Raw genomic sequence first — 15945 nt, 5'->3', positions numbered from 1 at the left:
TCAGCTCCTTTCCAAGTCCTGTGACTTCTGCTTTGCGTTTTTCTTCTGCGCCTTTTCCTTGTCGGCTCTAAGCTGCGCCCGGATAGAGGGCTTTTTTTCCGGCTTCGCTCCCTTGCCGCGCTCCTTGTCGGCTTTGACAGCGTTAGCCAGGTCAACAAGGGAAATCTGCTCGCCCGCCTTTACCTTTGCTTCCAGTTCGTCAACGGTGGGGGTGTTGTTGATGATACCGTCAATCATGTTTCCGTTCTGCTCTATGGTCTGCTCGGCGGTTTTCAAGGGATTGTCCCGCTGCGCCTGTTCTGCGGCAACGGCAAACGCCCGCGTCCCATTCCCCATAATCAGATACTTTCCGTCGTCCGACTGGTGGTGAAAGCCATATCCGGCGGCTTCTATCTGCTCCCGGCTCATAGCGGTTACATGGAAAGTCCCTCTCGGTGTTTTGACAGTTTCGCCCGTTTCCAAGTCGTCCGGGGTAAGCTGCTTCTGCTCCTGTAAAAACTCCGGCACTTCCCGGAAACCTACACTGTCAACGAAATGCGCCGCGTCCTGTCCGTCCTGATGAAGCACTACCACGTCCGAAACGGAAAGGCTGTGTCCCTTAAAATCTTTGGGGTGGTCGATATTGAAACGGGTGTAAATATCTTCAAGGGAAGTTTCCGGCGCAAGGGGCGCGGAATAGACAAGCTCATAGTTCGCCCTGTCAACCACATTTCCCGCCGCCTGCAGGCGGTCGTATGGCTCAAAGCGGAAATCCCTTGTTTCGTCCCCGCCTTTTATCTGGTAAATGGAAAAGGTGTCTTTGTCCTGTCCGGCGGTCTGCGCCGTTTCCTGTGCCTTTGCGTAAAGCTGCTTTACGTCGCCCTCGGTCAGCCCGCCGCTTTTGAGCTGCCCCATAAGCTCGCGGCATTTCTCCGGCGTTCCCGTATAAAGCACGTCGCCCATTTTCGCCCGCCCGTTCTCCTGTGTCACATAGGCTTGCAAGAGGTGGCTGTTTTCCGGGCTGTCGCCGTAAGGGTTCCGGCGCATCTTGTAAATCGTTTCCGGGGTAAAGGCTTCTTTCGGGGCTGCGCCCGCCTTTTCCTGTGCGCCGGATTTTCCCGGTGCGGCTGCTTCCGGCTTCTCTTTCCCGGCTGTATCTGCCTTTGCCGGGGCTTCCGGCTGCGGCTGTTCTTTCGGGGCTGCCTTTTCCTCTCTGGTGGGCTGCTCCTGTCCGGCGGTCTGCTCCTTGTCCTGTGCCTTTTGCAGCTCCGCAAGATTTTCGTCTATGGAATTGATAATCTCGGCGGCTGCGCTGCGTATCGTTTCAAGGGAGCTTTTCAGCTCGGACAGCTCCCGCCCGCTGCTCCACCCGGCGACATAGCCGAAAGAGTAGTCCGACGTGTCAAGCCCGTAATGTTGGCAGACAGTATAGGCGACGCTTTCCGCTTCGACTTCGCGGGTGCGGCGGTCAACGTGGGGCTGCTGCTCGTCCTTTGGCGCGTTGAGGTCAATGTCGTGCAGCTTCGCATGGGCGATTTCGTGAATGGCGGTCTTTAAGGTCTGTAATTCGCTCATGCCCTCGTTGATAGCAATGCGCTTGTCCTCCAAGTGGTAGTAGCCATGAGAGCCGCCCTCGATATTCTCAAAGGCGATAGGAACGGGGGAAGTCTTTTCAAGGGCTGCGAAAAAATCCTTGTAGCGGTCAACGTCGCCCGTCAGCTCGTCAACGGCAATATCCGGCAGCTCCTTTCCCTCGGTCTGGGAAACGTCAAAGACGGATACCACCTTGTAGGCGGGTATGGTGACTTCCTTTTCCTCGGTGACGGGCTTTCCATCCTTGCCGATTATGGGCTTCTGTGTGTGCGGGTCGATTTTCTGCATTTCCTGTTTGATTTTATAGGGCGACGGGGCAATGATTTTAATTCCCTTTTGCCCTTTCATCACGTTTCGCTCAAAGTTATTCTTCCAAGCGGAAAAGCCCGCCACAAGGGAAGCGTCCGGCTTCTGCATGGCGATAAGGACGGTGTTTCGGAAGCTGTAATTATGGAATTTTGACATGACTTTCAGATATTCCTTGTAACGCTCGCTGTCAAAGAGTTCCGCAATACCCTGTTCCAGACGGTCGGTAATCTCTTTTAATTTCTCGGCGGGCTTCTCGCTCGTCAGCACGATAGGGATAACCGGGCGCGGCTCCTGTGGCTGCTCTGCGGTCTGCGCGGTTCTCTGCCCCGGCGCGGCTGCGTCAAAATCTGCTTTTTCCGGGTCGGGGCGTGACCGCTGCGGGGGCTGCGGCGTTACCCGGTATTCCTGTGGAACGTCGCGCCCGTCGTACCATTCTGTAAAGGTGTTGCGGTTGTTGTAGATATAGCCCTTTTCGGTAAACATACCGTCGTCGTTAATGGAAGCGTCGCGCCCGTATTCCTCATACATGAAATACTTTTTCGCTTCTTCGGGCAGTTCGGGTTCTTCCAGTTCATCAACCAGATAACGCCCGTATTCTTCTTCATTGTGGACGGACGGATAAATCCAGTAGCAGTCAAGGTTTTGTGCAAGGTTGATGATGTCCTGTAAGCTGTCGGCATGGTCGCCGTATTCAATGGCTGCAATGAATTTCTCCCGGTCGTCGTCAAACTGCATTTCCAAGAGCTTCCCTAAATAGTTCAGCTCGTCGGGGTGGGAATACTCGCTTAAATGTTCCGCCAAGCCGGGGATAGGGGATTGAAATTCTGTGAAATGCCATTCCTCGTAATGCTTGAAGTCAATCCCGATACGGTCAAAGACTTCTTTCAGATGTTCGGCAGTCGTGGGGAACGTCACCCATTCGCCCGCGGGTCTGCCCTCGGTGTACTTCCCAAGATTGGAAAGATAGCCGCTTAAAATCGGTTCTGCCATTTGTTCGCTCCTTTCTTTTTCAATCATGCGGTGCATAAGCTCAAAATCCTCAATGCTCATGCTCCCGTCAAATACATAGGGGTTAAAATCCTCTCCGTCCCGGTAGGGCTTTTCGGAAAAGGGAAGCCCCGCTTCATGGGCGGCTGCCCTCGCTTCCTCGATAACCTCCGGGGGAAGCCTGTCGTCATGCGCCCCGATAAAACCGTCAATGTCGTTCATGCTGTTTTCGTAGTGGTAGCGCACTCCGGCGGTCAGCTCGTCAAGGCTCATGTCCTCGCCTAAATGCCCGCAGTAATAGCCGTTTAGGATAACGGCGGCGGGGTCGGTGCTTTTGATTTCCTCTAACCGGCTCCTGTCCTCCGGGTAGAGGGTGTCGTCCATATCAAGATGAAAATATTCCGCGTTCCATGAACGCCCCTGTTTCCAGAACGCCACCCATGCGATACCGTCCCTAAGCTCGTCTTGATAGTCCTTTACGGTGTCCCGTAAACTTGCCATAGTGAAAAACCTCCTTTCTTTGGGGCAGCGTCACAAGCTGCATTTTTGGGCTGCATGGTCTACTACGGGTACGCCCGCATTTCTGCCAAAGATTTCTCAAAAATTTTTAGAGGGTGAAGCCCTCCGCAAAAGAGGGTTTGGGAAACTTCCCAACAAGCAAAATCCCCGTCCGGCGCGTCAGCGTCGCAACGGGGATTTACGGAAGTGGGTACCCGCTTCCTATGCTTGCTATTCAAGTTTTTAGTTCTTCTGTACTTCGATACGGTAGTTGACGTATTTCCCGCCAGTGTCAGCCAGAACGATAGTTCCGTCATAGGTCTTGCCTGTTTTCGGGGAATAGAGCTTCTTCACATTCACTTTGCCGGATTTAAGGAGCGCGGCGGCAATCTTCGCGGAAAAAGCGGTCTTGCGTTCCTCGAAAAAGCGGTCATTCTTCCACATGACAAAGGCACATTCTTTGTTGCTGCAATAATAGTTTTTCTTCCCCTCATGGACGGGGGAACCGCAACGGGGGCATTTGCCGACAGAGGGCTTTTCCTCCCGGAACAAATCCTTTTTCCCGTCCAGTGCTGCGGCGTGTGTCTGCACAAGCTCCCGCGCCATAGCTTCAATGCCGGACAGAAATTCGCCGGGGTCTGCGGCTCCCTTTGCTATCTGCGTCAGATTGTTTTCCCATTCTGCGGTAAGCTGCGGGGAAGTGAGCATATCCGGCAAGACTGATATAAGGGCGGCTCCGTTCTGCGTGGGGATAAGCTGCTTCCCCTTGCGCTCTGCAAAGCCGCCCTTTACCAGTTTTTCAATGACGGCGGCGCGGGTGGCGGGAGTGCCAAGCCCCCGGCGTTCCGCGTCCGGGTCGGTGTCCCCGTTCCCGGCTCGCTCCATAGCAGAGAGAAGCGACGCTTCGCTGTGGGGCTTCGGCGGCGTTGTGGTATGCTCCGTTACTTTTGCGGCGGGGTTAGGAAAGTTCTGTCCCTCGGAAAGCTCCGGCAGCGTCACGCCCTCATTTTCCCCGTCCTCTGCTTCGGGCTTATCTTTCAGCGTCGCCCGGTATCTGCGTTCAAGCTCTTTCCAACCCTCCGCAAGTACGGTCTTTCCCCTTGCGGTGAAGTCTGTCCCGGCGCATGAGAAACCCGCCGTAACCGCTTCATAAATATGCGGCTCGGCGGTGGCAAAAAGCAGACGCGCCCCCGCAAGGGTAAGGATATTCTTCTCGCTTTCCGGCAGCGCGTCCGGGTCAGCCTTTGCAAGCTCCATAGTGGGAATGATTGCGTGGTGGTCTGATACTTTCTTGCTGTCTAATACCTTTGCAATCTCCGGCGTGAAGTCCGCGCCCGCCATAAAGGGGAGCTTTTCGCAAAGCAGCGCGATAATGTCCGCTGCGGTGCCGCCCATGTCGTCAGTAAGAAAGCTGCTGTCCGTCCTCGGATAAGTAAGGAGCCGCTTTTCATAAAGGGATTGTGCAAGGTCAAGGGTCTGCTTTGCGGTGTAACCGAAAATGCGGTTCGTTTCCCGCTGCAAAGAGGTAAGGTCAAAGAGCTTTGGCGGGGCTGCGGTTTTCTTCTCTCTGGTAAGGGAAACGCATACCGCCTTTCCCGCTTCGCAAGCCCCTTTCAGCGCGTCGGCTTCTGCCTTGTCCGAAATCCTTTCGCTTGCCGCGTCCGCGCCGGATAAATCAAGGCGAACATGATAATATTTTTCTTTCTGGAAATGGGAGATAGCCGCGTCCCGGTCGGTGAGCATTTTTAAGGTCGGGGTCTGGACGCGCCCCACGTTCAAGGTCTTTCCATACAGGCAGGAGAAAAGCCGGGTGGCGTTAATGCCGATAAGCCAGTCAGCCTTTGCGCGGCAGAGGGCGGACGCAAAGAGCGCGCCATAGTCCCGCCCGTCTTTGAGGGAAGCAAAGCCCGCCTTAATCGCCCCGTCCTCCATTGAAGAAATCCACAAGCGGCGCATGGGCTTCTTGCAGCCCGCCACTTCGTAGACAAAGCGGAAAATCAATTCACCCTCGCGCCCCGCGTCACACGCATTTACCACTTCGGAAACGTCGGCGCGGTGCATAAGCTCTTTAATGGTTTTGAATTGCTTCCCCTTGTCCGGGTCAACGGCGTACTGCCATTCCTCCGGCAGAATGGGTAAGCTGTCAAAACTCCATTTTTTATATTGCTCCCCGTAGGCGGCAGCTTCCGCAAGCTGTACCAAATGCCCGACGCACCATGAAATGAGGTAGCCGCCGCCCTCGATATACCCGTCCTGTTTCCCCTTAATGCCAAGCGCGGCGGCGATAGTCTGCGCCATGCTCGGCTTTTCTGCAATCACAAGTCTAAATGCCATGAAAAAATCCTCCTTTCAGCGTTCCGGCGCGGTGTGCTTCTTCTCCTGTGCCTGTTTCAGACAATAGCCGATACAGGGGGATTGCGCCTTATAAGGGCAACGCATACACGCCGGGGATTTTGGAACGGGCGGCGCACTGTCACGCCGCCCGGTGGGTCTTTGTACCATCATTTTTTCTAAAGGGTTTTCGGTGAAAAGCGTCATGCTTCCTCGTCCTCCTGTTCTTCATCAGAAAGCCCGTCCCCCTCGTCCTCGTCGTAATCGTCAAAATCGAAATCTTCAAGGTCGGTGTCGCCCTTGACGTTCTGCTTTGGCTTCATAAACTTAAAATAATAGAACGCGCCCCCGCCGCCAAGAAGTGCCACGACAAGGAAAAGCACAAGCCCGCCTGTATTGCCTTTCTCTTTGGGCTGCTCTGTTGGTTTCTCGGTTTCCGGCTCCGCTTCCTTGCCGCTGCAAGCGGTCATGTTGTCCTTGCAGACAGGGCAGCTCACATTTACCTTTCCGGCTTCGCATTTATCGGTGCAACTGCAAACGGCGGGCGGGGCTGCTTCGGTGCTTCCGTCCTCCATAAGTGCTAAGAGGTCGGCTTCGTCCACTTGATTAAGGAAATGTACGGTGTCCTCGCCCTCGTCGTCCCGGTCAATGAGGATATAAAAGTAATTGCCGTTTTTGGTCGTTACGGTGATAAGCTGCTTGTTGCCGCCGAAATCGTCTACAAGGGTCGCGTTCCCGTCCGGGGTAAGGGGTTCTTCCTTTTGGGGTTCCTCGTAGACAACGCCGCTGTCGTTGGTGTCGTCCTCTCCCTCCGGGGTCTGTGCAAAAGCGGTGACGGAAAAGCCGCCCATAAGTACAAGGGCGGCGCAAAGTGCGGTCAAGGTTCTAAGGATTTTCTTATTCATTCTCGGTGTCCTCCATTTCTTCGGTGTCATGGTCTGCGGGTTCTGCGGGGTAGCCCGGCGCGGCTTCCATACCCGGAATACCGCCCCCGGAAAGCATAGCGGAAAGCTCATGCGGGGAAAGGCGCATGGAGCGCACAAGCTGTACGATTTGCAGGTTTTCCGCTTCGGTTTTCTGCGCTTCAAGCCCCCTTAATCTGTTCTGGTACTCGGTGATTTTCTCGCGGGTCTTTGCAATCTCTTTGTCGATACGTTCAATTTTGTTCATAGCCATCAATAAATTTCTCCTTTCAGATTTTCATTTTTTTGTTGTCAGTTCCAATTCATTAAGCCGTAGCCCTTGATACAGGAGTAATTGACGGGGTAGCTCTTTATCTTGCAGGCGTCGCCGGAATTGCCCTCGACGGTATAGACGCGCTCCCCGTCCGTTCCGATAACAAGCCCCACATGGTCTGCGCTCCCGTCCCCGTCCCAGTCGAAAAAGATAGCGTCGCCGGGGGCGATATTCTCATAGCCCCTCGCGCCCCATTGCCCGCGTGACTGGAACCAGGGTACGCCCTGTGACTGGCACCCGGCAAAGCGCGGCTCGCTCTTTCCGGCTTGATTGTAGCACCATGAAACGAAACAGGCGCACCATTCCACGCGGCTGTTAAATCCGTACCAGCTCCAAAAGGGTCGCCCGCCCACGTTGCCGACTTGCCGCTTCGCAAGGTCTACAACGGCGGTGTTGCCGGGGCGTGTGCCGTTTACAAGCTGTACGCCGCTTAAATCCTCGGACGCGCCCATATCGGGGGAGCCGCCGCCGAAAATCAGCGGTTTGTTTCCGCTTGTTTCCAGATAGACGCGGTACATTTCAAGCTGCTGTGGCGTTAGAAGTTCCTCCGCAATCTCGGAAATGGGCTTGTTCGTCAGCTTCACGTTGAGGATATGGTACTCGTAGGGTACTTCCTCGGTGGTCGTTTCCCCTGTTTCCGGGTCTGTGCTTGTTTCTGTGCGGTAGCGGATTTCCGTTTCTTCTGTCAGCGTCAAAGTGTACTGCATGGCAAAGACGCGATTTAGCTCTGCCTGTGCGCTCTGCGGGGTGTAGGTCTGCAAAAGGGCGGTGAGGTAGGACGCTAACTCATGGGGGTTATGCCCGATACTGTCAAGGTCATAGCGGTATTCGTCATAGCCGGGGTGGGTGCTTTCGATATTGTCAATCTGCTGCTGAAGCTCGTTTTCCTTTGCGGCGTAATTGTTCTCCGTCGCCACAAGGTCGCTGTCCTCCGACGTGTAGGAAGTCCCAAGTATGCCGTTCATCAAGCCGGAGAACATGGAACCGCAAGAGGAAAGCCCCGCCGATACCATGATGAATAAGAGCAGCGCGGCAACGGCGATACATACGCCCGCCGGGTGCCGCCCTACAAAAGCGATTGCCTTTTTTGTTTCCTCGGCGGTCTTTTTTGCCGCCTTGCGGGTGTTCTCTGCGGCTTTCTGCGCCGTTTTTGCGCCGCCTTTCCTTGCCGACTTTGCATACTGCCGCTTGATTTGCTGCTTCTGCATGAAGCGGGAAAGGGGATTGCCCGCAATCTGCGGATTGTCATGCAGGGCTTTATGGTACTGGAAATCCACATTCGCCTTGAACGCCGCTTTCTCTGCCTTTGCCGCCGCCCGGTAGGGTTTGAGCTTGTGGCTGTGGTAGCCCTCCTTGACTTTCCGCGCCCCGTACTTTGCGCCGCGCTCTGCCAGTTCTTCGGATTTGTGCGCCCCCTCAACGCCGGAATTGTCCTTTTCAACGGAATGTATCTTGTTGTGGACGAAAATACCCGCTTCCTGTGCGGGGCGGGATAGCGGGTTATTGTGGGGCTTATTCTTTCCTATGGGCTTTTCCTGTTCCTCAAAATGTAGGCGGGTCTTGCCTTTCCCGGTGGCTTCATCAAAGGTGCGCTCCCGTACAAGTTTCTTTTCTTTGGGGATAGCCGCCTTTGCCGCGTCCAGACGGTCGGCTGCTTTGTCCGATTTTCGGATATACCTTTCAAGCTCCGGCGTTGCCCGTTCCTCGTCGGTAAACTGCAAGCGGGAAGATTTTTCTTTTGCTGTGGCTTCTGCCTGTGCTTTCCTCGCCGCCTTTTTGCTCGCCTTTCTGGTACGCGCCCCGTCGATACGTTCCAAGACGCGCTCGGCTGCTGCGGTGTCCTGTTCCCGTTCTGCCCCCGGCGCATGGGGAAGCGGCGGCGTGTCGGTTAAGGGCGGGGAAGTTGCGCCGCCCGGTAGGGGCTGCGCTGCCTGTTCCGGCTGCGGTGGGGCTTCGGTCTTTGCAAAGTCCGCGTCCCTTATCCGCTTGCTGATACGTTTCTTTTTCCCGGTAGCGGCGTTTACCTCGACAGCCCCCTCGCGGGTCATTTTCTGCGTGACTTTTTCACGCGCCTTATATTGTTTTATGTGTCTGTCCCTCCAATCCGCGCCCTTGCAAGGGCGCAATACTCGGCGTTTATCTCAATGCCTATATAATGCCTGTCAAGCTGCTTTGCGGCTGCCCCCGTCGTGCCGCTGCCGAAAAAGGGGTCAAGCACAACGCCGCCTTTCGGACAGCCCGCCTTGATACAGGTTTCGGCAAGTTTTGGCGGGAACGCGGCGAAATGCCCGCCCTTGTAGGGAACGGTATTGATAAGCCACACGTCCCGCCTGTTCCGCATGGTCGGCATGAGGGCTTCGTCGTAGTAGCTGCCGCTTCGCGCCCGGTTAAGCCCCTGTACGTTCCCCTGTCCGGGTACTTCGTCCGCATATTTCTGTCCCGCGCTGCGCCCGGTGCGGTACCGCGCCGCCGTTGTGGGGGCTAACGGCTCGGCTATGGCGGCTGCGTCATAAAAATACTTCTTTGACTTCGTAAGCAGAAAGATATGTTCATAGCAGCGGGTAGGGCGGTCTTTCACGCTCTCCGGCATGGGGTTTTCTTTCTGCCAGATAATGTCGCTCCTTAAATACCACCCGTCAGCGCGTAGGGCAAAAGCTAAAAGCCAGGGAATACCGATTAAGTCCTTTTGTTTGCAGCCGGAAACGCGGTTGTTTCTTGCAATCTGCTGTCCGTTTCTCCCTTTCGGGTTCTTCGGGTCTGCATGGTAGCCTTTATTTCCTGTGCCGCAGTAGGTGTCCGCGATATTCAGCCAGAGCGTACCGTCAGAACGCAGTACCCGGCGCAGTTCGCGGAAAACCTCGGTCAGCCTGTCAATGTACTGCTCCGGCGTGTCCTCCCGCCCAATCTGCATATCAAGCCCGTAATCCCTAAGCGCATAGTAGGGCGGGCTTGTGACGCAACAGTGTACGCTTTCCTCTGGAAGCTCCCGCAAGGCATAGAGCGCGTCCCGGTTGATAATGGTGTCTGTCCTTAATTTTGTCATGCTTCGCCCACTTCCTCCGGCTTCGTCGTCATTACCCGGTAAAGCTCGGTGTCTTTCGGGAAGCGGTCTACAAAGGGCAGCACCACGTTCCCGTAGAAGATAAGCCCCTCGCCCGCTTCGGTGTGGGTGACATACTTCATCTGCTGCGGGGAGATGTTGAGCTGCTTTGCAAGGATAGCCCGGTCGCCCGCCGCCTGATTGAGCATGAGGACAAAATCAGAGTTTTCAAAGATATTCTCCACTTCGCGGGAAGCAAGCAAATCCTTGACGTTCTGCGTAATGGCTGTGGGTATGCCGCCCCATTTTCTGAAACGCTTCCAGATTTCAACGGAATAGGCGGCGGTCTGTTCCTCTTTCAAGAGAAGATGAAATTCGTCCATAAAATACCGGGTGGATTTCCTTTCTGCCCGGTTGACGGTGACGCGGTTCCATACCTGGTCCTGCACAATGAGCATACCTAACTTTTTGAGCTGCTTCCCAAGCTGCTTGATGTCAAAGCAGACAAGGCGGTTAGAAAGTTCCACGTTGGTACGGTGGTTAAAGACGTTCAAGCTGCCGGAAACGTAAAGCTCCAATGCCGCCGCGATACGCGCCGCTTCCGGCTCCGGCTGCTTCAAAAGCTCGTCGTAGAGGTCGCCCAAGATAGGCATTTTCTCCGGGTCGGGGTCTGCAAGGAAAGGGCGGTACACGTTCCTAACGGCGCGGTCAATGACGGTCTTATCGACGGGCTGCAAGCCCTCCTTGCCGCCGATTACAAGCTCGCAGAGGGAGAGGATAAAGTCGGATTTCAGCGCAAGGGGGCTGTCGTCCTCGGAATAGTTGAGGTTAATATCCATAGGGTTCACATACTGGGGCTTCCCGTCAATGCCCTTGCCCGTAGGCGATAACCGTATCACTTGCCCGTCAAGCCGCTGCACAAGGGAAAAATACTCTGCTTCCGGGTCGCAGATAATTATGTCGTCGTCGGTAATGAGGAAAGCGTTTGTCATTTCCCGTTTGGCGGCAAAGGATTTCCCGCTTCCCGGCGTACCCAAGATTAAGCCGTTGGGGTTCTTTAGCTGCTTGCGGTCGCAGAGTATCATGTTGTTAGACAGGGCGTTTAAGCCGTAGTACAAAGCCGCGCCCGTCTGGAAAAGCTCCTGTGTGATAAAGGGGATAAAGATAGCGGTGCTTGACGTGGTAAGCCCTCTTTGAATGGGGATAAGGTTCTCCCCAAGCGGTACAGAGGACATAAGCCCCGCTTCCTGTTGGTAGTCAAGGCGGGTCAAGGCGCAGTTGTTCTTCTGTGCAATGCCCGCCGCCGCGAATACGTCATTTTCCAGTTTCCGCTTCGTGTCCGCCATGTTCACCACAAGGAACGTCAAGAGGAACATTCTTTCATTCCGGCTCTGCAAGTCCTGTAAGAGGTTCTTCGCTTCGCTGCCGAACGTGGCAAGGTCGGACGGGATTATATCCATGTCGTAGCCGCTGCGTACCGCTTTTTTCTGTTCCTCGATTTTCATTTTGTCAAGGTCGGTGATTTTCCGCTTGATTGTCTTTATGGCTTCGGTCTGGTCGATACTGTGGATATGCAGATTGACGATAACGCCCGTTTCCAAGTCCAGAATATCCGATAAGATACGGTCGTTTAATTCCGGCGCAAGGATTTCAAGGAATGAAACCGCGCCGATTTTGCGCCCCATGCGGAAATAACGCCCCTCGCCAAAACGGAAAGAGGATGGGGCGATAAAGTCCTTTGTGGAAAGCCCGGACGGGGCAAGCCATGAAAAATCAAAGGCAAACTGCCCGCCCTCCGGGTGGAAAATGCCATGCAGCATTTTAAGGCGTTCATAGCCTGTCATGGGGCGGGCAGACACGCCCAAGAGCTTAAAGTTGTTGAGTACGTCCGTTTCGATACGGGCAAGGCGGGATTTCGCCGCGCCCAGACTGTCGGCTTCAATGGCAAAGGTGATATATTTTGCTTTGACAAGCCCGTTGTTTCCCTTTGCAAGCTGGTTTTTCAGCATATTCCGGTATTCTGTGCGGATAGAGTTGAAAGCGTCCTCCTGTGCCGGGATATTGACCGCCTTTTCCGCTTCGCCCCGCTGCGTCCCCTGATTGATGAAAGAGAGCTGCACCGAAACGGAAGCGTCAAAGTAGTTGAGGAAGTCGCACCAGTTCTCAAAAATGGCGGTCTTGTCGTCTGCCTGTGCAAGCTGATAGTTAATATCTTCAAAGGCGACGGTCTTTGAGTATTTCCGTCCCGTAACCTTGCAGATACCGTCCGGGTACATCTGGATATAGGGGATTGTCTGCTGTGCGGTGTGGGCTTTCCCGTCGCCCTTTGCCTGTCTGATGATTTCCGCAATCTGCTTTTTCTCGGCGCGGGTGAGCTTGCGGGGCGGGTTAGGCTTTGCGCTTCCCGCCGCGCTGTTTCTTCGTGTTTCCTTTTGCAATCGCTGATACCTCCTTTTCAAGTTTTCTCTGCCGTTCTAAGACGGAATAAAAGTTGTCTGTCCTGTATGGTCGTTCTTTGGGGGCTATGAATTTCGTCCGTATGATGTTCTTCACCACCACTTCAAGGGGCTGTCCATGCTTTTCATACATGGCGAACAGGAAACAGGGCAGCATGACGGCAATCATAGCCATAGACGCAAGGCTTGTGCCTGTGCTGTCTTTGAGCAGAAAGAAAAGCGGAAGCCCTAACAGGAGAGCTACCGCAAAACATACAATCTGCCGTTTGGTAAGGTTGAAAGCTACTTTTGTCTTGACTTTGGATAAGTCTTTGGGTACGGGTACATACGCCAAGTGGAAACCTCCTTTCTCTGGGTTTTTTGCTGCTGTAAGTTCCCATAGGGGTAATCAAGGCAAAGGTCAATTTCTGCCCTTTGCCCGTCCCTATTCTATGGGGTTTTCCCGCGTCAAGGTCGGGTAGTATTTTCGCCGCTTTGCTCTGAAAATCTCCACCCTACCCTTGACACGCCGCTAATGCGCGGAGAAAATCGACTTCGCCAGTGCGCCGGATTTGAACAGGGAGAAACAGAGGATAACGGTATAGGCTGCAAGGGAAAAAATCGCGCTGTGCAGGTTGTCCGCTATTATCATGTTGTTCACCAAAACCGCGTAAATGCCGACGCATATCATTATGAGGAAGCCTTGAAAGCCAAGCGCGAACAGGGATTTTAGGTAGTTGTTCCCTATCTGTCCCCATTCCCGATTAGTCATTGTTGCGAACGGGATAGGCGATACCGAACAGTAAAGGTAAATTTCTATCATTCTGCCGTAGAGGATAACGGTTATCAGTACGGACATGATTTTCATGCACAAGCTCACAAGGCTTGTTTCCATGACAAGTAAGAGCAGTTCGGGGATTTCCATAGCGTCAAGCCCGCTTTGCATGGAAGCAAGGGCGGCGGCAACATCAATCTCTGTGCTGCCGCCGATTACCCCCGCCGCGCCGGAAACAACGTGCTGCGCCATATCGAACACCGCCATAGTGATGTCAAAGGTGTGCGTCACAAGGTAGACTGCCACAAACGCCTTGAACACCCACTTGAAGAACATGGAAGTGTCAACGTCGTGCATATTGTTCTTTTCCGTTACCATGCTGATAAGCTCATAGCATAGGACGTAGGTAATGACAAGCCCCGCAATGGGTACGATTACATTCTCACTAAGCGTCTGTATCATGGAGAATATATTTGCGTTCCACCCTTGCGGGGTCTGCCCTACCTCTGCGGCGATAGTGCCGACTTTCTCGTTTACGTCCCCGAACATAGTTGACAGATTACCGTTTATGGCTCCTATGAGGATTTCCTTTATCCATTCGTTAATCGCGTCAAGTATGCTCTGCATAAGCCTTTACCCGCGCTTCTTAACCGAACAAGCCGGAAAGCAGCGGTACAAGGGTCATGCCGATAAGGGCAACGCCGCCGCCCGCCATAAGCTGCTTCATGCCCTGGCTTTTCGCGCCCGGATTGTCGTTGCCGTAGCCTTCCATGAGGTTAATCACGCCCCAGATACCAAGCCCGGCTCCAAGTGCTACAACAAGGGTCTGCAAAACGTCTACTGCGCTATTGAAAAATGCCATAAATATATCCTTTCTGCCGCGTCTGCGGCTGTCCGGCAAGCGGACAAAAGGCGGTCAGCGTATGGTCGCCGCCGCATAAAAAAACCGCCCTCTGGTAAAGGCGGCTGTCCCCGCGCTGCGTAAGTCCTGCGGCGCGGCGGTATTCAGTTGTAAGGGGTGCGGCTCCTGCCGCTGTGTACTGCGCCGGAAAGTGGGGGCGCGTATCATGTAGCCGGTATGGATAGATGTGATTGCTTCAATCGCTCCTTTCTGTGTCCCGCTGTGCTGCCGGACGTTTTTTTCAGACTTGCGGGAAGTGAATAGCTTGCGTAGCAAGGTGTTCGCTTCCCGCAAGTTCACAAAGGGGTAGCTGCCGCAAGGCAGCGTAGGGGAAGTGTAGCTTCCCCTGTCCCCCGGCGGTCTGCCATGCTGTCACTGTTGCGGGATAAGCCCCCGGCGCGTGACATACTCCGTTGCAAAACGGCGGTGTTCCGCTTCCTTTTCCCGCCAATACTCCCATAATGCAGCGTCGGCGGCTTCCGCAACATTCATTAAAAACCGTTCAAGCTGCTTTTGTTTTTCCTCTGCGCTACGTTTCCTCATGGTCTGCGTCCTCCTGTAAGTCTGCTGCGTCAATCTCGTAATAGTCAAAAACCTCGTCGGGCTTGACAATGGCGGGGCGGCGTTTAAGGTGCTTTTCCATGTCAAAGGCGTTCTTCGGGTCTGCGTCGGATAGGTACTTGTATTTCGGGTGTTTCGTTATGTCGAATTTGTCCGAAAAGAACGGGCGCACCCCGCGTAGCTGCAAGATACATTTCCCTCCGTCCATGACTGCGATTTCATCTTCCGTCATAAGCTGCTTTCCCAATTTCTGATAGTTCAGCCCATGCGAAAGCTCCCGCCCTCTGGTTTCGGAAGTGTTGAAGCTGTCTATCGTTTCCTTGCCTAAAATCTCCGATATTTCTTTGAGGGTGGTTTTCTCCTTGCCGCCCAAGAAAAGCGTGGTGTCGCAGTTGCCGACTATGGTATCGGCGTTGTCCTTGTAGATTGCCTTTAGCTGTGACTGGCTCTGCAAGATGATTGACGCGGAGATTTCCCGGCTCCGTATCGTTGCAATGAGCTTTTCAAACTTTGGTATCTGCCCGATATTCGCAAATTCATCAAGTAAGCACCTAACATGGACGGGAAGCCGCCCGCCATATTCATCATCTGCTTTGTCGCATAAAAGGTTGAATAACTGTGTGTAGAGAATACTCACGACAAAGTTAAAGGTGTCGTCGGTGTCGCTGATAATCACGAAAAGGGCTGTCTTTCTGTCGCCTATGGTGTCAAGCTCCATTTCGTCGGTTTCCATAAGCTCCCGCAGCTCCTTAATGTCGAATGGGGCTAACCTCGCGCCGCATGAGATAAGTATGCTTTTTGCGGTCTTGCCCGCCGCAAGTTTGTATTTTTTGTACTGCTTGACTGCAAAATGCTCCGGGTCTTTTTCTTCCAGACGTTCAAACATGAGGTCAACCGGGTTCTGGAAGTCCTCGTCGTCCTCGCGGGCTTCCGACGCATTTATCATTTCAAGCAGCGTCGTGAAGTTCTTCTCGTCCTCCGGGGCTTCATACCAGATATAGCCGATTAGCGCGGTGTAGTAGAGCTTTTCCGCTTTCACCCAGAAATCCTCGCCGGATTTTTCCCCGTCGCCTTTGGTGTTGGCGATAATGGTATTGACTAACTTCAAAATGTCCTTTTCGCTCCGCAGATAGGCAAAGGGATTGTATTTCATGGATTTTTTGAAGTTAATCGTATTTAGCACTTTGATACGGTATTTGTACCGCTGTAACATTTTCCCGGTTTCCAAAATCAGTGTTCCTTTCGGGTTTTGTCAATAAGGAACAAGAAAATAGTATCTTGCTTTTAAGCGGTTTCATCG

12 protein-coding genes and 1 pseudogene are annotated in these 15945 nt (G+C 53.8%); all 13 read right to left on the bottom strand.

Annotated features, from left to right (window positions below):
- Complete coding sequence (locus DWV16_RS10580) at positions 1 to 3369, bottom strand: antirestriction protein ArdA (protein ID WP_008978033.1); 3369 nt, start codon at positions 3367 to 3369, stop codon at positions 1 to 3.
- Positions 3370 to 3609: 240 nt separating this feature from the next.
- A complete protein-coding gene (locus DWV16_RS10575) occupies positions 3610 to 5700 on the bottom strand; it encodes a DNA topoisomerase 3 (protein WP_118479121.1) in 2091 nt (696 codons plus the stop codon).
- Positions 5701 to 5715: 15 nt separating this feature from the next.
- A complete protein-coding gene (locus DWV16_RS10570; RefSeq protein WP_002569177.1) occupies positions 5716 to 5904 on the bottom strand; it encodes a hypothetical protein in 189 nt (62 codons plus the stop codon).
- On the bottom strand, positions 5901 to 6602 hold the full coding sequence (locus DWV16_RS10565) for a DUF4366 domain-containing protein (RefSeq protein ID WP_002585094.1): 702 nt from the start codon (positions 6600 to 6602) through the stop codon (positions 5901 to 5903). Before DWV16_RS10565 ends, DWV16_RS10570 begins: the two co-directional genes overlap by 4 nt.
- Positions 6595 to 6873 carry a DUF4315 family protein gene (locus DWV16_RS10560; protein ID WP_002569175.1) on the bottom strand — a complete coding sequence of 93 codons (279 nt, stop codon included), beginning with the start codon at positions 6871 to 6873 and terminating at the stop codon, positions 6595 to 6597. The genes DWV16_RS10565 and DWV16_RS10560 overlap by 8 nt, the downstream gene beginning before the upstream one ends.
- Before the next feature lie 38 nt (positions 6874 to 6911).
- Positions 6912 to 8981, bottom strand: a complete 2070-nt coding sequence (locus tag DWV16_RS10555) for a CHAP domain-containing protein (protein ID WP_002569174.1) — start codon at positions 8979 to 8981, stop codon at positions 6912 to 6914.
- Between the two features lie 35 nt (positions 8982 to 9016).
- Positions 9017 to 9976, bottom strand: a complete 960-nt coding sequence (locus tag DWV16_RS10550; RefSeq protein WP_008978036.1) for a site-specific DNA-methyltransferase — start codon at positions 9974 to 9976, stop codon at positions 9017 to 9019.
- Positions 9973 to 12411: a VirB4-like conjugal transfer ATPase, CD1110 family gene (locus tag DWV16_RS10545; RefSeq protein WP_067539662.1), complete on the bottom strand. Its 2439-nt coding sequence runs from the start codon at positions 12409 to 12411 to the stop codon at positions 9973 to 9975. The genes DWV16_RS10550 and DWV16_RS10545 overlap by 4 nt, the downstream gene beginning before the upstream one ends.
- Positions 12362 to 12763 carry a PrgI family protein gene (locus tag DWV16_RS10540; RefSeq protein WP_067539664.1) on the bottom strand — a complete coding sequence of 134 codons (402 nt, stop codon included), beginning with the start codon at positions 12761 to 12763 and terminating at the stop codon, positions 12362 to 12364. Before DWV16_RS10540 ends, DWV16_RS10545 begins: the two co-directional genes overlap by 50 nt.
- 177 nt (positions 12764 to 12940) lie before the next feature.
- Positions 12941 to 13810 (bottom strand): VirB6/TrbL-like conjugal transfer protein, CD1112 family, encoded by an 870-nt coding sequence (locus tag DWV16_RS10535; RefSeq protein ID WP_016289915.1) that lies wholly within the window; start codon positions 13808 to 13810, stop codon positions 12941 to 12943.
- 19 nt (positions 13811 to 13829) lie between these two features.
- Complete coding sequence (locus DWV16_RS10530) at positions 13830 to 14045, bottom strand: Maff2 family mobile element protein (RefSeq protein WP_002569168.1); 216 nt, start codon at positions 14043 to 14045, stop codon at positions 13830 to 13832.
- A gap of 411 nt (positions 14046 to 14456) precedes the next feature.
- On the bottom strand, positions 14457 to 14627 hold the full coding sequence (locus DWV16_RS19345; RefSeq protein ID WP_002569167.1) for a hypothetical protein: 171 nt from the start codon (positions 14625 to 14627) through the stop codon (positions 14457 to 14459).
- Positions 14614 to 15894 (bottom strand): annotated as a pseudogene (locus DWV16_RS10525) (VirD4-like conjugal transfer protein, CD1115 family); the annotation flags it as partial. The pseudogene DWV16_RS10525 and the gene DWV16_RS19345, both read right to left, overlap by 14 nt.
- Positions 15895 to 15945 lie beyond the last annotated feature (51 nt).

The sequence above is a fragment of the Anaerotruncus sp. AF02-27 genome, from assembly GCF_003465835.1.
In the GTDB taxonomy this organism is placed as follows: domain Bacteria; phylum Bacillota; class Clostridia; order Oscillospirales; family Ruminococcaceae; genus Anaerotruncus; species Anaerotruncus rubiinfantis.
Note: the sequence above shows the minus strand (reverse complement) of the source record. Positions and strands in the feature narration are given on the sequence as shown.